Source organism: Citricoccus muralis, from assembly GCF_029637705.1.
Classification (GTDB): Bacteria; Actinomycetota; Actinomycetes; order Actinomycetales; family Micrococcaceae; genus CmP2.
The window spans coordinates 518511-540853 of sequence record NZ_CP121252.1 but is presented as its reverse complement, the minus strand read 5'-3'; the positions used below and the strand labels follow the sequence as shown (position 1 = coordinate 540853).

21 protein-coding genes are annotated in these 22343 nt (G+C 61.8%); 8 read left to right on the top strand and 13 right to left on the bottom strand.

What is annotated here, in order from left to right:
* Positions 1-2: 2 nt before the first annotated feature.
* The 10 genes from P8192_RS02450 to P8192_RS02405 form a co-directional block, all read right to left on the bottom strand.
* Positions 3-1202, bottom strand: coding sequence for an iron-containing alcohol dehydrogenase (locus P8192_RS02450; protein WP_278158224.1), 1200 nt, complete (start codon positions 1200-1202; stop codon positions 3-5).
* Positions 1199-2251 (bottom strand): zinc-dependent alcohol dehydrogenase, encoded by a 1053-nt coding sequence (locus P8192_RS02445; RefSeq protein WP_278158222.1) that lies wholly within the window; start codon positions 2249-2251, stop codon positions 1199-1201. Before P8192_RS02445 ends, P8192_RS02450 begins: the two co-directional genes overlap by 4 nt.
* A gap of 40 nt (positions 2252-2291) precedes the next feature.
* Positions 2292-2996 (bottom strand): ABC transporter ATP-binding protein, encoded by a 705-nt coding sequence (locus P8192_RS02440; RefSeq protein ID WP_278158220.1) that lies wholly within the window; start codon positions 2994-2996, stop codon positions 2292-2294.
* Positions 2997-3008: 12 nt separating this feature from the next.
* Positions 3009-3734, bottom strand: a complete 726-nt coding sequence (locus tag P8192_RS02435; RefSeq protein WP_278158217.1) for an ABC transporter ATP-binding protein — start codon at positions 3732-3734, stop codon at positions 3009-3011.
* On the bottom strand, positions 3731-4750 hold the full coding sequence (locus P8192_RS02430) for a branched-chain amino acid ABC transporter permease (RefSeq protein ID WP_278158216.1): 1020 nt from the start codon (positions 4748-4750) through the stop codon (positions 3731-3733). The genes P8192_RS02435 and P8192_RS02430 overlap by 4 nt, the downstream gene beginning before the upstream one ends.
* Complete coding sequence (locus tag P8192_RS02425) at positions 4747-5634, bottom strand: branched-chain amino acid ABC transporter permease (protein ID WP_278158214.1); 888 nt, start codon at positions 5632-5634, stop codon at positions 4747-4749. The genes P8192_RS02430 and P8192_RS02425 overlap by 4 nt, the downstream gene beginning before the upstream one ends.
* 16 nt (positions 5635-5650) lie before the next feature.
* Positions 5651-6919: an ABC transporter substrate-binding protein gene (locus P8192_RS02420; protein ID WP_278158212.1), complete on the bottom strand. Its 1269-nt coding sequence runs from the start codon at positions 6917-6919 to the stop codon at positions 5651-5653.
* A 72-nt stretch (positions 6920-6991) separates the two neighbouring features.
* A complete protein-coding gene (locus P8192_RS02415; RefSeq protein WP_278158211.1) occupies positions 6992-7837 on the bottom strand; it encodes an SDR family oxidoreductase in 846 nt (281 codons plus the stop codon).
* A 263-nt stretch (positions 7838-8100) separates the two neighbouring features.
* Positions 8101-8730 carry a GntR family transcriptional regulator gene (locus tag P8192_RS02410; RefSeq protein ID WP_278158209.1) on the bottom strand — a complete coding sequence of 210 codons (630 nt, stop codon included), beginning with the start codon at positions 8728-8730 and terminating at the stop codon, positions 8101-8103.
* Positions 8731-8792: 62 nt separating this feature from the next.
* Positions 8793-9314 carry a VOC family protein gene (locus tag P8192_RS02405; protein ID WP_278158208.1) on the bottom strand — a complete coding sequence of 174 codons (522 nt, stop codon included), beginning with the start codon at positions 9312-9314 and terminating at the stop codon, positions 8793-8795.
* Positions 9315-9541: 227 nt separating this feature from the next.
* Between P8192_RS02405 and P8192_RS02400 the strand changes: the two genes are divergently transcribed.
* From P8192_RS02400 to P8192_RS02380, 5 genes are all read left to right on the top strand, one after another.
* Entirely contained in the window at positions 9542-11770 is a 2229-nt protein-coding gene (locus P8192_RS02400; RefSeq protein WP_278158207.1) for a dehydrogenase E1 component subunit alpha/beta, read from the top strand.
* Positions 11709-13106, top strand: a complete 1398-nt coding sequence (locus tag P8192_RS02395; protein ID WP_278158205.1) for a dihydrolipoamide acetyltransferase family protein — start codon at positions 11709-11711, stop codon at positions 13104-13106. Before P8192_RS02400 ends, P8192_RS02395 begins: the two co-directional genes overlap by 62 nt.
* Before the next feature lie 19 nt (positions 13107-13125).
* Entirely contained in the window at positions 13126-13956 is an 831-nt protein-coding gene (locus P8192_RS02390; protein ID WP_278158203.1) for an SDR family NAD(P)-dependent oxidoreductase, read from the top strand.
* Positions 13956-14699 (top strand): SDR family NAD(P)-dependent oxidoreductase, encoded by a 744-nt coding sequence (locus P8192_RS02385; protein ID WP_278158202.1) that lies wholly within the window; start codon positions 13956-13958, stop codon positions 14697-14699. The genes P8192_RS02390 and P8192_RS02385 overlap by 1 nt, the downstream gene beginning before the upstream one ends.
* A gap of 207 nt (positions 14700-14906) precedes the next feature.
* Entirely contained in the window at positions 14907-15236 is a 330-nt protein-coding gene (locus tag P8192_RS02380; RefSeq protein ID WP_278158200.1) for a hypothetical protein, read from the top strand.
* Here the strand turns inward: P8192_RS02380 and P8192_RS02375 are convergent.
* Positions 15206-16033, bottom strand: a complete 828-nt coding sequence (locus P8192_RS02375) for a lytic transglycosylase domain-containing protein (RefSeq protein ID WP_278158199.1) — start codon at positions 16031-16033, stop codon at positions 15206-15208. The two genes, P8192_RS02380 and P8192_RS02375, sit on opposite strands and share 31 nt — an antisense overlap.
* Positions 16034-16098: 65 nt before the next feature.
* Positions 16099-16968 carry a siderophore-interacting protein gene (locus P8192_RS02370; RefSeq protein ID WP_278158197.1) on the bottom strand — a complete coding sequence of 290 codons (870 nt, stop codon included), beginning with the start codon at positions 16966-16968 and terminating at the stop codon, positions 16099-16101.
* A 175-nt stretch (positions 16969-17143) separates the two neighbouring features.
* Here P8192_RS02370 and P8192_RS02365 point away from each other — a divergent pair, with 175 nt between their 5' ends.
* The gene (locus tag P8192_RS02365; RefSeq protein ID WP_278158195.1) at positions 17144-17833 is read left to right on the top strand and encodes a heme oxygenase (biliverdin-producing); all 690 of its coding nucleotides are present in this window, start codon (positions 17144-17146) and stop codon (positions 17831-17833) included.
* Positions 17834-17861: 28 nt separating this feature from the next.
* Here P8192_RS02365 and P8192_RS02360 read toward each other — a convergent pair whose 3' ends face one another.
* Positions 17862-19571, bottom strand: coding sequence for a gamma-glutamyltransferase (locus P8192_RS02360; protein WP_278158193.1), 1710 nt, complete (start codon positions 19569-19571; stop codon positions 17862-17864).
* A 124-nt stretch (positions 19572-19695) separates the two neighbouring features.
* Between P8192_RS02360 and P8192_RS02355 the strand changes: the two genes are divergently transcribed.
* Both P8192_RS02355 and P8192_RS02350 read left to right on the top strand, forming a co-directional pair.
* Positions 19696-20823 carry an acyltransferase family protein gene (locus P8192_RS02355; RefSeq protein ID WP_278158191.1) on the top strand — a complete coding sequence of 376 codons (1128 nt, stop codon included), beginning with the start codon at positions 19696-19698 and terminating at the stop codon, positions 20821-20823.
* Positions 20824-20934: 111 nt separating this feature from the next.
* Entirely contained in the window at positions 20935-22281 is a 1347-nt protein-coding gene (locus tag P8192_RS02350) for an MFS transporter (RefSeq protein ID WP_278158189.1), read from the top strand.
* Positions 22282-22343 lie beyond the last annotated feature (62 nt).

The following is a 22343-nucleotide window of genomic DNA, read 5'->3' as shown; positions in this document are numbered from 1 at the left end:
TGTCATCGCGCCGTAATGGCAAAGGCATCGTCAAGATCGCCGGTCTGCATAGATTCAAAGAGAGCCGCGATCTTGCTCTCGTCGAAGGCCTCCGGGTTGGTGGGACGCGGGTAGGAACCAACGCAGAGTTGGGCCATCTCGGGGATGGCCTGCGCATCCACTTCTGCCTCGGCCAAGGTGGTCGGCAGACCCAGACGCTTCACCAAGTCCTGGACGTACCCCGCCGCGTCACGGATCTTGTCGCTGGCGCCGCGAGTCAGGCTACGTGCCAACCGCTGCGCCAGCTCGGGCGCCAAGTTCTGGTTGTAAGCAATGCAGTACGGCAATGCGATGGCGCAGCTGACGCCATGGGGCATGGGCCGGACATTGGCCAGGCAGTAAGCCAGGGAATGGCCGATCACCACACCGGCGTTGAGTGCCTGCCCGGCCAGGTGGGAGCCCCACATGACGTAAGCCAGCGCTTGCTTGTCACCAGCGTATGCCGCTTCGATGTTGTCGGTGATCAGCTCAATCGCACGTAGCGAATGCGTCGAGGAGAGAATCGAGGCGTTCGTCCCCATCAGGCTCTCGGCAGCATGCGCGAGTGCGTCCATGCCCGTGGCTGCGATGACCGATGGCGGCAGCGAGGCAACCATCTCAGGGTCGACGATCGCTATGTGCGGAATAAACAAATCACAAGCAGAAACGCGCTTGGCACCGTCGATGGTAACCATCGCAATCCTGGTGGTCTCAGACCCTGTCCCGCACGTGGTAGGGATCAAGATCATCGGTGCCACGCCGTTCTCCGGGCTCACTGTTCCGATCCAGTCGGCACAGCTACCTTCGTTGCGCAGCATCAGCGCGATCATCTTCGAGGAGTCCAGCACAGATCCACCGCCCACGCCAACGACCGCTATCGCTTCCGCGTCACGTGCTTCGTTGATGATCGGGTCCAGCACGTCGGAATTTGGCTCCGCACCAAACCCGCCGTGCGTGACCACAGAGAAACCGGCCTCTGTCAGAGACGCCTCGATCGGATCGGTCAGCCCGGCTGAGCGGACGGCATCGTCGACCGCCAGCAACACGGTGCCGCCAGTGACGCCGAGGCGATCGCGCAGGGCCTCCCCTGTTGTACGGGCGGCCCCGGCTCCTCCGATGACAGCCGAAGGGGCGAGGAAAACGGATTCTTCCGTAGGTGATGGATTCCAGTTCTTGCTGCTCATTGCACTCCGGCTTTCTCGTGATTGTTCTTGATGATCATCTGTCCTCCGAGCGCCTGCCCAGGAGTGACGATGGCTTTGATGATCTGACCTGCGGCCGTGTTTCGCAGGGCCTCCTCTGCCCGCTCCAGGGGATAGCTGCTCACCATGCGGGCCAGATCGTCCTGTTGTTCGTCGATGAACTCGGCGGCTCGGTGGAAGTGCTCGGTCCGATAGCCATAGCTGCCGTGCAAGGACATGCCACCGCGCACCAGAAGGTTCATTTCCACTTCCGGCAACCGCCCAAACAAGCCGGGAACGGCGATGCGGGCTTGGTTCGCGCAAGCGCGTATTGCGCGGTTGAGCCCATCTGCAGACCCAGAGGCTTCCACCCAATAGTCGGCCGGTGCCGTTTCCTGGCTCCGTCCCACCGCCAGGCCCAGTTTCTCGGCGCACGTGAGACGAATCTCGTCGGCGTCGGGGCGCCCATATATGGTGACGTTGGCACCGCGGCGCTGACATTCCATCGCGGATATCAGACCGATGGTTCCGGGGCCCGTGACACCAACCGAAGCCCCTTCCAAAGAGTCGGGCAATGCTTCAAGCGCATGTAACACAATGGCCACAGGCTCATGCAATCCAGCGAGCCCCAGATCCAGGTCCGGATCGATAGCAACCACGCGCTGTGCCGCGATGGTGAAGAACTCGGCGAGGCCGCCATCGCTATGTAATCCGAGACAGGTGCGTTCCGCGCAGTAGTTGACTTGTCCTGCCGCGCAGATTTCGCAGTTCAGGCACCCCTGGATTGCGATCATGGCTATTCGTGTCCCGACCCAGTCCTGTTCCAGATCCGGATGTTGCCCGATGACTGTTCCGACGGTCTCGTGTCCCAGCGTGACCGGAGGACGCATCCATTCATATCCGGCGTCACCGCGGCAAGCATGTACGTCTGAGCCGCACAACCCCACGGCTTCACTTCGGACAAGCAGTTCTCCTGGATCGGGAACTGGGACCGCAACCTCGTCGAGAGAGATGTCCCAACCATCAAGGGAATGCACCCGCAACGCGTGCATCGTCGATCCGGCCTCTTCGGATGTCTGTTGGATCACCGTCTCACGACCCGAAGTAGGATTCGCGCACCGTATCCGAGTTGCGTAATTCCTCCGCGGTTCCGGATACCCGGGTCTTGCCCCCGTCAATGATCGTGGCGAAGTCGGCGACCTCCAACGCGTGCTTAACGTGTTGCTCCACCAGAAGCACGGTCATCCCTGTATCCGCAATGTCGCGGACGATCTGAAACATCTGGGTCACGATCACCGGCGCCAACCCGAGCGACATCTCATCAATCATCAGCACTCGGGGGTCCGCCATCAGTCCACGGCCCACAGCACACATCTGCTGCTCACCGCCCGACATCAGGCCGGCTTCCTGTTTACGCCGCTCCGCCAGTCGCGGGAACAGATCGTATACTTTTTCCAATCGCTGGGTCGTCTTACGATCCTTGCGTTTGGAGTAGCCACCCAGGATCAGGTTGTCTTCCACCGTCATAGACCCGAAGAGCCGGCGTCCCTCGGGAACGTGCACGATTCCGAGATTCACTCGTTCAGCCGGGCTCATCTTCGTAATGTCTTGCGATTCGAGGCTCACCGAACCGCTGGCGGCAGCAACGGTTCCAGAGATCACGCGTAGCGTGGTCGATTTGCCTGCTGCGTTGGGGCCCAGCAGTGCCGTGACCTGGTGCGGTTGCAGCGACAGCGATACGTCTTCCAGTGCCTGGGCATCTCCGTAGAAGGCAGAGATGTTCTTGACGTCCAACATGATTCGTCTCCTTTAGCCTTCTCCGAGGTAGGCCTGAACGACCTGGGGGTCTTTGATGACGGTTTCGGGGTCGCCCTCGGCAATGGTCTGCCCGCGGTCCAGCACCATCATCCGATCGGATACTTCCATGACCGCCGACACAATGTGCTCGATCATCAGGATTGCCACACCTCGGTCGCGAACACGTTTAACGAAAGGCAGTACCCGAGTAACCTCGTTGCTGTTCAATCCCGCGAGCACTTCGTCCAGCAGCAAAAGCTTAGGATCCGTGGCTAATGCGCGTGCCACCTCAACGCGCTTGCGTTGTGCCAGAGTCAGCGCTTCAGTCGGTGTCGTGGTCAGATGCTCGATCCCAAGGTCAGCGAGTAGCTCACGCGCTTTGTCATGCGCTTTGGACACTTTGGCGTCATTGACCAGCAGGGGAACCATCACGTTCTCCACCACGGTCATCCCGCCGAAGGGGCGCACCACCTGAAACGTCCGACCAATCCCCACACGGGCCCTGTCGGCCGATCCCATTCGGGTGATGTCTTGACCGTTTAAGTGCACGCTTCCCTCGTCTGGGATGAACATACCGGAGACGAGATTGAAGAACGAAGTCTTGCCTGCTCCATTCGGCCCGATGATGCCGATGATCTCCTGCGGCTGCAGTTCCAGGGATACCCCGCCCACAGCCTGGACACCGCCGAATCGCTTAGTAACGCTGTCAACGCGTAGCACTGGTTGGTTCGCGCTCATCGTTCGTTCTCCTTCTTGTCGGTGCTGGCTGCCGCCTCCGCTGCAGGCTCAGGCCGTTTTTTGCCCTTCAGCCGACGGATCACCGCGTGGTATCCGTCTACGAGACCACCCGGAAGCATTCTCACCATGACGATCAAGACGATGCCGTAGATCATGAAGTTCACGCCCTGAGCGGCACCCGAGAACGTGACACGCAGCCACTCGCCCAACGGCGTCATCACGATGGCGCCCACAATCGGGCCAGCAATAGTCCCCATGCCGCCAATAATTCCGTTGAGCGCCGGCTGGATGGAATAAAGCGAGGCGTTGAACTGCGTGGCCGGGTCGATAACGAAGAAGTAGATGGCCGCGAAGGCCCCGAAAACTCCTGTCATCGATGCCGAGATGACCAGTGCCAGAACCTTGATGCGGTTGGTCTTCACCCCGAGCGCCTGAACCGCCTCTTCATCGGAGGCGATGGCACGCAGGTGATAGCCAAGTTTCGAGCGGTAGATCCAAATGGAGGCCCAGATGGCCAGCACCGCCATCGCCATCACGATGTAGTAGTACGGTTCCCGGTCTTGGAAAGCGATGTAGAGGAAGCCCTCATCGGCGGGAGTGGTGATACCTACGGATCCGTTAGTCACGGGAACTGCCCAGATAGCCAACAGGCGGAGTACCTCGACAAAGGCCAGGGTGGCCAGGGTGAAGAACGGCCCGCGCAAGCGCACCATGGGGATCGCCAGGAACAAAGATCCCAGCCCCGCCACGAGGCCGCCGGCGACGATCCCGATCCACGGGTTGACGCCAAAGTCCACGTACAGGATCGCCACCGTATAGGCGCCCAATCCGAAAAAGGCCGCGTGTCCCAGAGAGAGTATTCCGCCGAACGCGAGGATGTTCCACGCGACAGTAATCCCGATGTACATCAGCACGAGTACGCCGATGTGGAGCAAATACTGATCTGAGGTGACGAGGGGAAACAGTAGCGCAATTGCTGCCGGGACGATGATCCAAGGGAGTGACAGTTTTTTCATTTCAGGCCCACCTCCGCGTTACGGGCCGCGCCACCGAAGATGCCTTGAGGGCGCACGATCAGCACGATGATAAAGACAATGAACACTGCGACCTGCTGCAGGCCCGGGTCGAGATAGGTTCCGGTCAATGTTTCGACGACGCCGAGAATCAGGCCGCCCACCAGGGCGCCTCCCATGTTTCCAAGGCCGCCGAGGACGACCACGACAAATGCCATCAGCGTGAAGTGTGCACCGGCGAGTGGGTAGGCAGCTTGGAACGGGATGATGAGGCTTCCGGCTACACCGGCCAGTCCAACACCGAGTCCCATGGCCAGCAGGTAATACCGACGAACGGGGATGCCAATGGTTCCAGCGGTCTCGCGATCCTCGACGATCGCGTTGAGGACTTTGCCCGTGAGGGTACGCTTCATCAGGTAGAACAGTCCGAAAACCAGGAGCAGGGCGACGAGGAATGCGGTGACGCGTCCGTAGGTCACGCTGATCCCCAGGATCGTGAGGTTCTGTTCCGCCCACGGCACGTTGACCGTGCGGAACTGCCCTCCGAACATAAAGAGTGCGAGGTTCTGCAGGAAAACGGACAGACCCAGCGTCAAGAAGATTTTCATCAACGGGGATGAATTGATCATCGGCCCCACTAGGAACTGCTGGATCAGAACTCCCAAGAGGAACGTCACCGGTGCCACGATGACCAGGGATAGATACGGGTTCAGATCAAAAGTGAGCCAGAGCCACCATGTCAGGTACATACCCACGAGCACGAGCTCGCCATGGGCGAAGTTGATGATCTTCACCACGCCGAAGATCAGATTCAGGCCGACGGCGATGAGCGCATACACACCACCGAGCATCAGGCCCGCAACCACGATTTGAATCATTTGTTCCATCGCTGGTTCCTTTCCGTCACAGGCCGAACGGCGTGATCATTTGGGGTTCGCGAACGGCGGCCTCCGGCGGCCACACGGTTTCAAGATTTCCGTCGTTCCATTGCATGACGTACATCTCCCCACGAGTGTTTTGGTTGTTCTCGTCGAGCTGGTAACCCCACCCGGCCGTGGTCGAGGCGGGAGGCAATGACATCGACTGCGCTGCAGCGCGGAATGTATCCGGGTCATCGTTTCCACCGGCGCGCTCGAGAATGTCGAAGACAAGATTGGCTCCGCTATAGTTCGCCATCGAGTGCCCAGAGGCCGGGTCGCTGCCAAAACGCTCGTGATAGCTTTCCACGAATTCGTCAATGCCCGGGGTGTAGTCCGGGTTAATATGAATCTGAGCAAAGTCGACGTCATATACGCCGTCCGTCAGTGACCCCACTGAATCGTAGAAGCTGCGCAGAGAGTGTCCGCCGCCGGTGCCGATGAACGCGCCGAGCTTGACGTTGTTGTCCCGGATCTGGCGCGCCAGCAACACCGCGTCCGCGGCGTAGGAGACCGCCAGGACGATGTCCGGGCTCATCTGCCGCAGGCGCAGCACAGTGGATGAAAGGTCCGTTGAGGTGGCGCTATAAGCTTCGCCACGGAAATTTGTCAGACCGATCGCTTGGGCTTCCTCCGCCGCCAAGTCGATAATGGACTGGCCGTACGAGGAATCTTCGTGCAACATGACGACGTTGAGCTCCGAAACCGGTTTACCCAACTGGTCGGCAAGGTAATTCTCAATGAAATCCATGTGGCGAATCGTCATATCACGGGCCGTCGGATTCATGCGGAAGACGTTGTCGTATCCGCGCGCGGTGATGGCTTCCGAGACGGCGCCCAGCTCTACATACGCGTTACCGGTGCGTGCGAAGACCTCAGATGCTGCTAGTCCCAGCGAAGAACTATATGCGCCCAGCCCCAGCTTGGTGTTCTGGTTGAACACGAGCCGCCGTGCTTCAGATGCCGCGGCAGCCACGTCGGGTATGTCGGCGAAGATCAGCTCGATCTCTTTACCGGCAATACCCCCCTGACGATTACGCAGGTCTGCGGCGATACGAACTCCTCGCCAGGATTCCTCCCCGAGCAGCGCATTGGGCCCGGTAACGGGGAACATGGCGCCCAGCCGAAGGGTCGATTCGTCTGTTCCGGGCCCGGCGCAGCCGGACAGCATGGGGACCGCCGCGGCTGTGACCAGCCCGGCTCCGGCCCACTGCAGAAAACGGCGGCGTCCGATCCCTGATGTTGCGTTGGACATTGATACTCCGATGTGTGAATGGTGATCAGTGAGGGTCTAGGCCCCGTGGCCTACTGATAGTGATTCGCTGGGTCAATAGGTCGTCCACCCGCCGTCGACCATCAGCATTTGGCCCGTGACATAGCTCGCAGCGTCAGACGCCAGAAAGACAGCGGCCCCCACGAGTTCCTCTGGGTTGCCGAAGCGTCCCATCGGGATCCGGTCGAGCATCTTCTGGTAGCGCTCCTTGTCTCGAAAGAGCGGCTCAGTCATCTCGGTGCGGAAGTAGCCGGGGCCAATGGCGTTGGCTCGAACACCGGAACCGGACCATTCACCGCTGAGGGAGCGTGTCACTCCGTCGATGCCAGATTTAGTCGCCATATACGCGGCGACGTTGGGAACAAAATTTCTGCTCGTGACCGAGCCAATAAAAATGTGACTGCCGTGGCGGCCATCCACCAGCTGGCGCCGTCCAATTTCCTGTGAAAGCAGGAACGGTGCCGTCAGATTCACGTGCAGCAACTGCTCCCAAGCAGAGCGGTCGAATTCTTCGGCTGGCTGCCGGTGCTGAATTCCTGCGGCGTGCAGAACCACGTCGACGGGACCGTCCAGGACCGATTCAACGCGGTCTAACAGCTTTGCAGGGTCTTCCGTTCCCACATCGCCGGGCAGGCCCACTGCCCGAGACCCGATGCTGCGGGCTGCAGCGTCAACCTGCTCTGGAGTCCGAGAGACCAAGGCGATCTGCCCGCCTGCGTTGTGGAGACCCTCAGCCAAAGCACGTCCGAGGCCACGGCCACCGCCTGTCACGAGAATTCGCTTTCCCTGAAGCGAGAAGAGATCTGTACTCACGTGCGCTTCACTTCCCTGTCGTTGGAATGGATCCGACTTCTGACTTTTCAGGCTCGTCTCAAGCGCACCACGGGGGAAACGCTCCATCAACTGCACAATTGGATCCAATTGAGTTACATGCAACCAGAGAATGTGATCTACGTCAACACCGAGAAATTGGCCTGTGAAGATCGAGGCACGCCGTATTCGCTTCTACAGCGCGTGTTTCAGGCGATCCAGCCAGAACGACTAGGGCCGATTCATGAATCATCGCCAGGAGTCCCGATTGGGCGCCTTGGATCCAAGGAACAGTTTTTGCGCACGACTAGGAACGCCGACGCGCGTCAGCGTGTCTACAATGACGTCGAGGGTTAGGTGAAGATTTCCACCGACTCCGAGATCGTCTGCCGAGTACGGTTGATGTGCAGTCGAACCAGTGCTCGCGCTGCTTCCTGGTCACGTCGACGCACAGCGTCAAGGATGAGAGCGTGGTCGTGATCCGTCATCTGCGCACGGCTTTGGTCCAACCGATAAGAGAGCGCCCGTCGGTAATGTTGCGTGGTGTTCCACAGCCGTTCAACCTGCAAGCGCAAAGGCTCGTACTGCACCCCGGCATAGGTGAGCAGATGAAACTTGCGGTCCAGCTCCAGAAACTCCTCGATCTTCACCTGCGGCAGCGTCGCCTCATGCAATTGCTCAGCAATCGCGCCAATTTCGTCAAGTTGCTCCGCAGTGAGATGCAAGAGCGATTCCGCTATAGCCAGCGGCTCCAAAGCCTCGCGCATCTTATAGACCTGCTCGAATTCGAAACGATCCAGCTTCGACACCCACGCCCCACTGTGAGCGACCGTCGTGACCAGCCCTTCCGCCTCGAGCTGACGCAACGCCGTTCTGACAGGCATTCTGGACGCGTTAAACCGCGACGCCAACAACTCCTGACCCAAGCGCTGCCCTGGGGTAAATTCCCCCGCCAGAATTTCAGCACGCAATCGATCGGTCACGGACTCCGCAGTGGCGGGCGCACTGGGCAACGCCGAAGCATGCCCCGGCTCGTCAATGGCGTCTAGGGATGCCACAGCAGTACCTCCGCGTCACGTTCATAAGATTTTCCTTCCGGGAAAGAGACTAGCTCGAATTGCATTCCCCACGGTGAAGTGAAGTACACCCAGCGCTGCCCCAGACTCGCACCGGAACTGGCACTCGGCTCCCCCATCACATCAATGTCGCGTTCACGCAGATACGACACGGCGTCGTCAAGGTCATCCACATACAGAGCGATGTGATGTCCTCCCATGTCGGAGTTCTTGGGTCGCTCATACTCCTGGCCAGGAGCGTCATAGTGGAAAACCTCGAAGTTGGACCCATTGAAACAGCGATAGAAGCGAATCTCTAGAATCTGCGCCTGCGGATGCACGCCAATCCGCACCGCCATCAGTTCTTCATCCTGCGGGTACGGACCGAGGGAGTAGACAAAGTCACACCCGATGACGTCCACCAAGAAATGATGGGCTTGCTCCATATCGGGGACAGTGAAACCAATGTGATCAGTCCCCCTCAGCCCGGGAATACCACGACCGGTCGGCATGAGCGCAACTCCTCCTCTGGGTTCCAAGACACGTGTTTCGTGTCATGAATGCGTTGAGGATATCAAACCCCACTTTCGTGAATGGATCCAAAACGGTGCACTTTGCACCAATAAGGGCACTCAAGTCCTTGAATTGGATCCAATGACGATGCTACGGTGTGATTCAAACCACGAGCGCCTGGTGTCGATGCAACGGATGTATCGAACCCACGACCCTTCGGAGAACCATGCCTGAGAATGTGCCCCTCGATTATTCGACCGACGTGACGCAACTGCGAACCACACCGGAGGATTGGGATAGCGTCGATCCGGCCCTCCTGGAGTCGATGCTGGTGGAGATGCAGGCGATTCGGTCCTTCGAAGAAGCTGTGCTGAGACTGGCTGGTTCCGGATTAGTGCACGGGCCGGCACACTCCAGTATCGGCCAAGAAGGCGCTGCGGTCGGCTCTGTGATGGCCTTGCGTGCGGCCGACGGCGTCAACGGCACCCACCGGGGTCATCATCAGTTCATCGCCAAAGGACTGCATTACCTTCGACCTGAGGGATATCGCACGGTAGATGGCATCAAAGGCGATGAGATTGTGGAGTTCCTGCAACGGACCTTGCAGGAGGTTCTCGGACTCTCGGGCGGGTTCTCCGGTGGTCGCGGCGGCTCCATGCACTTGCAGTGGATGGAGGCGGGCGCACTAGGCACCAACGCCATCGTCGGCGGCGGGGTACCGCTAGCCGCTGGAAACGCGTGGGCGCAGCGGCACGAACAACGACAGGATGACGCAGGCCAAGATACCGGCGGCGTCACCGTCACTTACTTCGGCGACGGTGCCTCCAATATCGGGTCCACGTTAGAGACCTTCAACCTGGCGGCTGCCTGGAAGCTACCGTTGTGCTTCTTTGTTGAGAACAATCACTACGCAGTTTCCACCCATGTGGACGAAGTCACCGCCGAGTCCCGGCTGGCGCTACGTGGCCCCGGATTCGGGATTCGATCGTGGTACGTCGATGGCATGGATCCCCTCGCGGTCTACATGGCCCAGCAACAAGCCGTCGAGCATATGCGTTCCGGCGCCGGCGCGACCCTGATCGAAGCAGACACCTACCGATATTTCCACCAGAACGGTCCCTTCCCGGGCAGTGCCTTCGGTTACCGGACCAAGGATGAAGAGAAGCAGTGGCGGCAACGAGACCCGATCCAGCGCGTCATCACAGAGATGCAACGCCGAGACCTTTTGTCTGATGGAGACACCCGCGACCTCATCCAACGCATCGATGAGACCGTCGAGGAGATCGTCCAGAATCTCACCGAAGACGATCCCACGAGCGAACGGGCCCAGGCTCGGCGCATTCGGCCAGAGCTGTGGCCGGATCCGAATACGGTGGACCATGGGATCCGCTCCGAGCCAGATCTTTCCAACGAGGTGGCCATCCTCGATGATCTAGCTCACGATCCTGTCACCCCTGTTCGGTTCGTGGATGCCATCGCCGACGTCTTGCATCACCGGATGTCGGATGATCCGGGCATCGTGGTGATGGGCGAAGACATCCACCGTTTAAAGGGCGGCACCAATGGTGCGACACGGGGTCTCAAAGAGGCTTTCCCCGAGCGAGTGCTCGGCACCCCCATCTCCGAGAATGCCTTTGCCGGCCTGGCCGGCGGGTTGGCGCTGACCGCCCGGTTCAAGCCCGTCGTTGAGTTTATGTACTCAGATTTCCTGTTCGTCGCCGCCGACCAAGTTTTCAACCAGATCGGCAAGGCCCGACATATGTTTGGTGGGCAGACATCTATGCCGGTCGTCCTCCGATCCAAAGTCGCGATGGGCGCGGGCTACGGGTCCCAGCACTCCATGGATCCGGCGGGAATCTTCGCCACCAGTCCCGGCTGGCGCATTGTGGCACCGTCAAACGCTGCGGACTATATCGGGCTGATGAATTCAGCTTTGGACCTCGACGATCCAGTCCTCGTGCTGGAGCACGTCGATTTGTATGGGCAGGAATCGACGGTGCCCGATCGAGCTCCCGACTATCGACTTCCGGTGGGACAAGCGGCCATCCGTCGGGAAGGGAAAGACCTGACCGTGCTTTCCTATCTCAACATGGTGGAGTTAGCGCTGCAAGCGTCGGAGGAGCGTGAGGATCTGGATGCCGAGGTGATCGATCTGCGATGGCTCGATCGCGCGTCCTTCGACTGGGCCACCGTGGGCGAGTCGATCAAGAAGACGAACAACGTTCTGATCGTCGAGCAGGGACCGTTGGGCACCTCATACGGCACGTGGGTGGCCGAAGAGATTCAACGCCGGTTCTTCGACCACCTGGATCAGCCCGTAGAACGTGTAACGGGACGAGAAGCCGCCCCATCGATCTCGAAGGTGCTCGAGGCAGCAGCCAACGCCGATCTGGATGACGTTCATCACGGGTTCGATCGCGCCGCACGAAATCTTGGGCTGTCACCGAAGCGCTAATCCATTTTTTCCTTTCGACCGGATTTCCGAAGACAGCACAGAAAAGCTGAGGACACCTTCCATGGCAAGTATCATCACCCTCCCCGCCATCGTGGCGGACGCAGCCGACGCCGTCGTGCAGAGCTGGCTCGTGGCCGTCGGCGACACCGTATCGCGAGGCCAGGCTGTGGCCGATATCGAAACAGAAAAGGCCACCGTCGAACTCGAAGCAGAGGCTTCCGGAACGGTGAGTCGGATATTGGTCGAGGCCGGTTCGACGGTCCACGTCGGTGCCCCCATTCTCCTGCTCTCCGACGGGTCAGAAACCAACGAGGAACTGGAAGCATTCCTCTCCAACGCGGCGGCACCGAACGAGCCGCAATCAGACTCTACGGACGCTGATGCTGATGCTCATGCACCCACTCAACCGGCTCCCGGAGCCCCTCCTGAGCCAGCAAACAGCGTTGCCGAGGCGCCACGGATTTTGATCTCTCCTCTGGCACGACGCCGTGCCCGCGAGCGCGGCATCGATATCAGTACGGTGACCGGGTCCGGACCGGGCGGCCGAATCATACGCCGCGACGTTGAGAACGCCGTCAGCACGGCGCACGTGGACCAGGTCAACAACGTCGTCCATGAGGAGTCCGGTGATAGCAGCTTCGACAGGGTCGAGTTGACCCCCATGCGTAAGGCCATCGCCCGCCGCCTGACAGAGTCCAAAACTCAGGTGCCGCACTTCTACGTTAGTGTCGACATCGACATGGACGCTCTGCTCGAACTGCGCGCGAAAATCAATACCTCACTGGCAGCAGATATTGAACGTGGCTCCCGGTCGAAGGTCTCGGTCAACGACTTGTGTGTGAAAGCGCTCGGGTTAGCCCTTCGCGACGTACCAGAGGCGAATGTTGCCTGGGGCGGAGATCATGTGCGCCATTTCAGACAGGCCGACATCGCTGTCGCCATCGCCACCGACGGCGGGCTACTGACGCCCGTCGTCCGGCAGGTGGAATCACTGTCGATCTCAGCGCTGACGGAAACACTGTCGGACTACAAGCAGCGTGCCGTCAGCGGAAAGATCCGCCAGCAGGAGTTGGAAGGCGGCACGTTCAGTCTGTCCAATCTCGGCATGTTCGGCACCAAAGAGTTCTCTGCCATTTTGAACCCTCCGCAAGCCGGGATTCTCGCTCTGGGAGCCGCAGAGAAACGCGCCGTGGTACGCACGGACCAACTGCACATCGCCACCCAGATGACGGCAACTTTATCTGCCGACCATCGGGCCATCGACGGCGCTGTCGGTGCCCAACTTCTCGCTGCGTTCAAGCAGCGCCTGGAAAACCCGCTGGGCCTGCTGGTCTGAGCACGAGAGGAAGACGACCATGAGCACTACATCCCACCCCGCCGTCCTGCCCCAGCCCGGGGCCATCATGGCAGTGACCGGCGGAGCTTCAGGTATCGGCTTCGCCACCGCCCAGCTGTGGTGCGCTCGCGGCGGTCAAGTCGTGTTGTTGGATCTCAATGCCGACCAAATGGAGGCGGCCATTGGTGCATTGAATCGGGACTACGGACCCGGTCGTGCCCGTGGCGTGCACTGCGATGTCACCGATAAGGCAAGCGTGGACGCCGCCGTCGACTCCATCCAGACCGTTGAAGGGCGCCTCGACGCGCTGGTGAACAGCGCTGGCATCGCCCGTCCGACTCCTGCCGAGCACACCACCGATGAGGATTGGAATGTCGTGGTCGATATCCATCTCGGTGGCACGATGCGCGTCAGTCGTTCCGCGTTTCCGTTGCTTGCGGAGTCAGGCGGCGCCATCGTCAATCTCTCCTCCGTGGCGTCGGTGGTCGGCATGCCGCACCGACTCAGTTACACCACCGTCAAGGCAGGCATGGGAGGACTGACCCGAACGCTGGCCGTCGAATGGGCGCCACACGGTATCCGTGTGAACTCGGTGGGACCGGGCTACGTCGACACTCCGCTGAACCAGGCGCTGGTCGATCAGGGACAATTGCGCGCAGATCTGATCGAGGCGCGGACTCCGCTGAAGCGTTTCGCCCAGCCGGTGGAGATCGCCGAACCGATTGTGTTCCTGTGTACCTCGGCAGCGTCATTCATCACCGGGCACACGTTGATGGCCGACGGCGGACTCACGGTAGATGGGGCCTGGTACGGCCACGAACAGGGCATCCCGAACAGGAGGGACAGCTGATGATGGTGCAGTATGACTTCTCTGGACGTCGCGTCCTTATTACCGGCGCCGCCGGCGGTATTGGTTGGGACTGTGCACGACTCTTGGCTGCTGCCGGTGCCGAACTGGTGCTGGTCGACCGCGACGAAAAAAGGTTGCACGAGCTGCTAGAGAAGCTGGGCACAGATCGCGGGCACCAGACGGTAGCCGGAGATCTCGTCGAGTCGGCCACGCTCCAACAGGTGATCACCATCGTCGAGCAGGGCCCCGGGCTGGACGCGCTCATCCCAGCCGCCGGCATTTATCGCGATCAGCCCGTCGCTGAGATGACCTGGGACCAGTGGCGGCACACGATCTCCGTGAACTTGGATGCCGTGTTTACCGTGACCCAAGCGGTACTCCCCTATCTGAACGACCACGCGAGCATCGTCAATTTTGATTCGTTAGCCGGAGCCAGGGGCAGCCGCACCCACGCACACTACGCCGCAACGAAGGCTGCGGTCACGGCTTTTGGACGTAGCCTGGCGCTTGAAGTGGGGCACCGTGGCATTCGTGTGAACTCAGTGGCACCGGGCATCATCCGTACCTCCATGACCGACCGGCTTGTTGATGGCTCGGGCGAGGCGCTGTTAGCGCAAACCCCACTGGGACGGTTCGGCACGGCGGAGGAAGTGGCCTCCGTCGTGTTGTTTCTCTGCTCGGATGCGTCCTCGTTCATCAACGGTGAGGTCATCCACATCAACGGCGGCCTCTATATGCAGTAGGGCGCCCATCACCGCCCCGAGCCGTGTGCTGCACCGGGGTACCGGATACGCTGAAAGGGTGGTAATGCGGCTGTTGCAGCACTCTTCCGACGCTGAAAAGAGGTCATCCTGCGAGGACTTCTCATCCGCACCGCCATCTACCTCGGTAGCGCCGCCCTCGGTCTCGGTGCCGCGGCCCTACTGTTCGACGACTTCCGGGTGACCTTCTTGGGGTTTCTGACAGCCACCGTCATCTTCGCCGTGGCCCAGACCATTTTCACCCCAATCATCATGAAACTGATCGAGCGCTACGCCTCGCCACTGATCAGCCTCATCGGGCTGCTCTCGACTTGGGTGGCGCTGTTCGTGGCCACCTTGTTCGCAGGCGGGTTGCAGATCACCGGGTTGAGCACCTGGATTGCCGCCACCGTGGTGGTCTGGGTGGTCACCGCGGTCGGCTCGTGGGTGCTTCCGTTGATCTTCCTGCGCGACAAGGACAACAAAGACAAGAGGGGCAAGAAGAAGGCTCAGCCCTCCGCCGACGCCTCCGCCGCATAACGCGAGGCCGCCTCGGCCACCTGGTTCTGGTACTCCACCGAGTCGTTGTAGGAACGGATCGCCGCGATCCAGGAGCTGGAGTCTTCCAGTCCGCTGCGCGACCGGCACAGGTAGCTGGCCGCAGTCAGCGCAGCATCGTCGATCTGGTGCGGGCTGGCCACGCCATCGCCGGAGCCGTCCACGCCCCAGCGGTTCCATGTCTCCGGGATGAACTGCATGGGCCCCACGGCGCGATCGTACTCAGGGTCGCCGTCGAGCACCCCGTCGTCAGTGTCCCAGATCAGGGCGGTGGTGGTGCCGTCCAGGGCGATGCCGATGATCTCCGGTCGAGCCACCCCGTCGGCCTCAATGGTCCCGCCCTGCAGGGTGCCGTGCCGGGATTCCACGAACCCAATTCCGGCCAAGGTGTTCCATCCAACCGAGCAATTCTGGGTCTGCCGCAGGTGTGCATCGGCCCCGGCGTAAGCAGCCAGCGCGCGAGAGGGAATGCCCGTGGCCTCTGACACCTCAGCCACCCAAGCAGGGTCCACCAGCTCAGAAATAGCCCCTTGCTCCTCGGCGCTGACACCGGCCAGCAGGTCCTCGCCATCGGAGCTCAGCGGCTGCTCGGTGGCCAACTCCCCCGGAGCCGCGTTGGGGTCCCGGCTGACCTCATAATCCTCCGGCTGCGACGATTCGACCACCAGGCGCACCGCCAGGTAGCCGCCCACCACCACGAGACCGAGCACGACGACGCTCACCGCGGTGATCACGAAGAACAGCACAGTGGACAGCGCGAAGGAGCGAGAGGCCGACATCTCCTCCATTATCTCTCACGTTTCTGCTGCTGCTACCACTCAGTATTCACCGGAGTCAGGCTGGTTCAGTACTGCAGACCCTTCTCGTCGTAGATCTGACCAATCGGGGTGCTCTTCTCCGCTTGGAACGCATCTTCGGCGCGACCAAAGGCCCAGTACGCGGACAGGGATAGCCTCGCACGCTCGACGCCGCGCTCATCGGTCAGGTACCTGCGCAGCCCCTTCATCACTTCCCGCTCGCCGTGGATGAAGGTCTGCACGACGCCATCGCGCCAGGGAGTGTTGCGCACCGCCGGTCCCAGCCGTGAGGTATCGGGAGTGAATGCTCCACCGCGGTGATGCCAGATGATCTCCACGCCGGCCGGAGCGATCAGGTCCCATTCGTCGTCGGCGGTGGCGACCTCGATGTGGGCCACACCCACGGCGTCGTCGCTCATGGCTTCCAGTGCCGCGGCGATGGCTGGAAGCGCAGCTTCATCGCCGGCCAGCAGATGCCAATCAGCATCGGGGTCCGGATGGTATTTTCCGCCGGGGCCACCGAACTGCACCTGCTCCCCCACCTGAACGCGGGCTGCCCACGGACCGGCTACGCCGTCGTCGCCGTGCAGGACAAAATCGACGGTCAGGGTGCCAGCTTCGGTATCCACCGAACGCACGGTGTAGGTGCGGCGCACGGGCAGCTGCTCCTTGGGCAGTTCGGCACGCAACGCGTCCAGGTCGAAGGGCGGCGTCAAGCCCAGCGAGGGGTCCGGCGGCATTAGCAGCTTGATGTACTTGTCGGTGGCATCAATGTTCTGGAACGTCTCGAATCCGGGACCACCGAAGGTCAGGCGCTGGAAGTGCTCATTAATGCGCTCGGTCGCGACAACGTCCATCACCACTTGCGGCTTCCGCTTCCGCGTGACAGCGGGGGTTGGGGATGCTGATTCGGTCACAGAGACCTCCTCGTCTCGTCGGAGAATCTGCGCCACAGTGACGGCGCCGGTCACCTCCACAATAAATCACTCGGAAATTGGAGATTGCAGTAAGGCTTCCCTCTCGACATAATGAGGCTGTTATCACCACGGCTTCATTGCCGGGTGTTCATCACCAAGCAGGTTGCAGGTTCCCATGACACGACACTCCCGCCTCGAGCACCCCGAGTCCTTGTCCGTGCGCGTGCGCACGATGACCGCCGAAGACCACCAGTCTGCCGAGACCGTTTCCTTCATCACCCAACTGATGAGCGGAAAACGTTCGGTGCGCGACTACGCCCTGCTGGTCAGCCAATACTTCTACATTTACAACGCCCTCGACGATGCTGCTGACCAGTTGCGGGCGACTACCGAGGTCCCCGGGGTGGCTGAGCTGCTGGATCCGCGACTGGACCGCCGGGCTGCGATTCGCGCCGATCTGGATGCACTACTGCCTGCCGCTGGTTTGAACCGAGAGCCAGTGGAGCTCTCGTCGACCGCCGAGTACGCCCAGCGCCTGCGCGAGGTGGCGAACGATCCGGCACGGCTGACCGCACACCACTACCTGCGCTACCTCGGTGACCTGTCCGGCGGTCTGGCGATCGCCCGTCTGGTCCAGCGTCACTATGAGGTCAGCGACGACCAGCTGAACATGTACACCTTCGCTTCGATCGAAAAGCCGAAACTGTATAAGGATGCCTACCGGGATCAGCTCGATGCCCTGGGCCTCACGCCCGCACAGCAGGATGAGTTCATCGCCGAGGCCAATCGCGGATTCACCTACAACAAGACGGTCTTCGAAGAGCTCGGTACCTACTCGGATTCACTGGCTCCGGCCGGAGTCTGAGCCCAGAGTTCCTCGGTTTTCGTTCCGATCAGTCAGCCTCGATGATGGTGACGTCGGCGTCGCGGCGGGTGTCGCGGGCGCCGATGACCTCTCCGGCGTCGTAGTCGATTTCTAGCGCCTGGACGGAACCGAACACGGCATCGGCACGGGTGGTCACCTGGGTGTCCCAGCCGTTGTTGCGGATGAGGTCGGCGACCTCGGAGCTGGGTTCGGTTTCCAGGGCGAGCACACCGTTTTGCAGGCTGTGCCGCGGACCGGCGACAGCTTCCTCGAGCGAAGCGCCCTGCAGCGCCCACGGCACCAACACAGCGGTGAGAATGTTCGGAATCTGGCGCCCGCCGGGGGTGCCGATGCCCAGTACGGGGCGGTTTTCGGCGTCGAGCAGCATCGACGGCGCCGACCAACTCACGGATTTTCGACCCGGCTCTGGCTGATTGTTCGGGGTATCGATGGCATTGAATCGGCTGAGCTGATCGTTGAGGAAGAACCCGCCGACGTTCTCGGAGGCGGAACCGCCCCAGAAGCTGGTTAGCGTGTTCGTCATCGACACCATCATCCCGGTGTCATCGACCACGGTGAGGTGCGTCGTGTTGCCCGGTTCCACAGGGTCGCGTTCTTCCGACGAGGTGCTGGACGTGCGGAGGCTCGCGTTCTGCGCCAGGGACTGATTGGCCTCGGCGTCGACCAACTCGTCGACGGGGACGTCCACGAAATCCGGGTCGCCGAAGTGCTCGCTCACCGAGGCATCGGCGACGAGCCAGGCACGCGAGAGCGCGTCAATGTAGTCAGCACTGCCGGGCTGCGCACTGGCGGCGTCGAGGCCCTCACTGACCTGGAGCTGCTGAATGACGGCGGCACCGGGCAGCGGCGGGGCGGCCGAGAGTACCTCGTACTCCCCCACCGTCCCGCTCACCGGGGTAGTGCGTTCCGGCTCATAGTTTTCCAGGGTGGCGGCGTCGAGCCCATCGACGTGGGTGAGTTGCTCCGCGAGCTCACCGGTGTAGAACGATTCGGCCCCCTGTTCTGCGAGCGTGCTCAGAGTCTGGGCGAGCTCGGGTTGGATGAGGGTGTCGCCTTGGGCGAGTGGCTGGCCGGCGTCGTCGTGAAACGCATCGAGCCCCTGGATGGAAGCGGGCCCAAAATCACTGCGTAGCCGCTGGGCTAGCAATTCGGTGACGGTCGATCCCTCAGCAGCGAGTTGCTGGGCTGGGGTGATCAGGTCCGACCATTCCAGGCTGCCGTGCTCTTCGTGGAGCGCGGCCATGCCGGCCACCATGCCGGGAACGCCGGTGCCGGAGGCTGGAATCTCGCCGTTTTCGGCCACCACCTCTCGGTAGTCCCAGGCTTCCGGGTCATGCTCCGGGCCGGCGATGAGGGCTGCTCCACCGCCGCCCACCCCGGAGGCGTAGGGTTCCACCACGCCGATAGCGAAGGCGGCGGCGATGGCGGCATCCACGGCATTGCCGCCGGATTCCAGCACGGTAATCCCGGCCGCCACGGCGTCGGGATGAGCCGCGGCCACCCCCTCCTGGTTCAGCACGGAGGCGGCCTCGGGTGAGGCGTCGGGTGAGGCGGTGGTCGGGGTGTCCGTGGGACTAGGCGCCGCGGTACCGGATGCGGCGGCATCCGTGGTCTCGGACGGTCTCGGCTCCGGCTCGGTGGGGGCACAGGCGGTGGCGACCAGGGCCAGACCAGCCAGCGTCAGCCAGGCGGGCCCGGTTCGGGTGGCAAAGCTCATCGGGCAGGATCCTTCTGCATTCGCGGACAGACTCGCCACACGGTAACACGCCGAGCAGAACATTCCGAGGTGCGGCGGCTAGACTTCCCTGTGCACCTTGACCTCGACCCTCGACGAGCCTGCGATGACCCCATCTGACCCAGATCCAACCGAGCCCGCCCGCTCCGCCTCCGCCGCGGGAGGCGCCAGCACGGTGGGCGGGCGGCCAACGCGCCGCCGTATGGTGGGACTGGACGCGGCTCGCGCGCTGGCCATTATCGGTATGCTTGCGGTGAACGTGGGGCCGGACCTCAATGACGAGGTGGCCGGGCTGATCTACGAGCTGCCGCGGGGACGAGCCTCGCTGTTGTTCATGATCCTGGCCGGAATCGGGATCTCCCTGATGACGCGCGCCGCACGAACCGAAAGGGCGCCACTGCCCTGGCGGACACTCCTCTGGCGTGCCGTGCTGTTGCTGGGTCTAGGCCTGGGGTTGCAGCTGCTGGGCCACGAGGTGAGCGTGATCTTGGCGTGCTATGGGGTGCTGTTTCTCATCGGGCTGCCGCTGGCGCGGGCGCCGGCATGGCTGCTGGTGGTGATCACCGTGGTGATGCTGGCGCTCGGGCCCGTGCTGTGGATTCAACTGCAGGTGTGGACCGGGGTGACCTACGATTTCAATCCGGCCGCGCTGACGGATGCCCCGGGGCCGCTACTGCACAAGATCTTCTTCTCCGGTGCCTACCCGGTGGTGGTGTGGGTGGTGCCGTTTGTGTTCGGCATGGCGCTGGGCCGGGTCGATCTCAGACGGCGACGCACGCAGTGGACGCTGCTAGCCGGCGGTGTGGCTGCTGCCGTGATCGGGTTCGCGGTGTCCCGGCTGCTCATCGGGATGTTCGGCCAACCGGGCGAGGACCCGGGGCTGGACCGGCTGTGGAGCGCCGTCGACCATTCCCAGATGCCGTTGTGGCTGATTTCTGGCTCGGGTTCCGCCGTCGCCGTCATGAGCTTGTGCCTTCTGCTGGAGGAACCGCTGCGCCGCTGGGGCGCGGCACTGGTGTCGGCAGGGCGGCTCTCGCTGACACTGTATGTGCTGCATCTGGTGTTGCTTGCCGTACTCGTGCGGCCCGGGCCTGACACCCTGGCCGGCGGGTACGCGGTGACCGTGACCATGTCGCTCGGACTGATCCTCGGGGCTCACCTGTGGTGGAGGCGCTGGGGCGTGGGCCCACTGGAGCGGCTGCTGACGTGGCCGCCGCTACGCCGTCGCTCATGAGGCACCAGACACAGGGATTGTGACCCGACTCACGTTGTGTATCATGGATCAACGAACCGACCGCTCGGTCAGTAAGTCATCCAGTACTCGCACACCTTTTGGGGAGACGTCATGACCACATCCGTGGCACCACAGGCCGGCACGAACCGCCGCACACGCGAAGAGAAGAAGGTCCTCGCCGGCACGCTCGTCGGCACCACCATCGAGTGGTACGACTTCTTCATTTACGCCCAGGCGGCAGCATTCGTGCTGGCTCCGCTGTTCTTCACACCGCTCGGCGCTGACAATGCAGCGCTGGCACAAATTGTCTCGTGGGCTTCGCTGGGCATCAGCTTCCTGTTCCGCCCGCTCGGGGCGATCATCGCCGGGCACCTCGGCGACAAGCACGGCCGCAAGGTGGCTCTGGTTCTCACCCTCGTGGGCATGGGCGTGGCCACCGCACTGATCGGCCTGTTGCCGACCTACGCTCAGATCGGCATCTGGGCACCGATCCTGCTGATTCTGCTGCGCATTGTGCAGGGCTTCTCTGCCGGCGGCGAGTGGGGCGGTGCGGCACTGATGTCGGTGGAGCACGCACCCCGCGACAAGCGCGGCCTGTTTGGCGCGTACCCGCAGATCGGCGTGCCGCTGGGCATGCTGCTGGCGACCAGCTTCATGTTCATTCTCACCACCTCGATGTCGGAGGAAGCGTTCCTGACCTGGGGCTGGCGGATCCCGTTCCTGTCGTCGGTGGTGCTGATCGTCGTCGGGTATCTCATTCGTCGCTCCGTGGACGAGTCCCCGGTGTTCAAGGAGATGCAGAACCTCAAGAAGGAAGCCTCCGCCCCGCTGGGCGACCTGTTCAAGGGGCACACCAAAAACGTGGTGCTGGCGATGATGATTTTCGCCGGCAACAACGCGGTGGGCTACATGGTGATCGCGTTCTTCGCTGCCTACGGTGCCAATGTGCTGGGCTTCAGCCGCCCGGAGACCCTGGTGGCGTCGCTCATCGGCGGTTTCGGCTGGCTGGTATTCACGATGTTCGGCGGCTGGATTTCGGACAAAATCGGACGCAAAGTCACCTTCACGATCGGTTACGGCATCTTGATCGCGTGGGTGATCCCGATGTGGTGGCTGATTGACTCCGGCGTGCTGTGGCTGTTCACCCTGGCCATCGTGGTCGTGACCATCGGCCTGGGGCCCTCCTATGGCCCTCAGTCGGCCCTGTATGCGGAGATGTTCCCGGCCAAGGTGCGCTACTCGGGGGCTTCTATCGGCTACGCCTTCGGTTCGATTATCGGCGGCGCATTCGCCCCGATGATCGCGGAGATGCTGCTGGGCAACACCGGGATGTCCTGGACTATCGGCCTCTACCTGGCCGGGGTCTGCACGATCTCGCTCATCGGAGTGTTGCTGGTGCCGAAATCCGTGGAGAAATCGGACCTGCACCCGGAGGCTCGGGTGGACGCGATCCACTGATCGCTCAGCGTCAGCCCATCACCCCGCACTGCACGGCGCCGCTTCTCGAGCTCCTGGCTCGA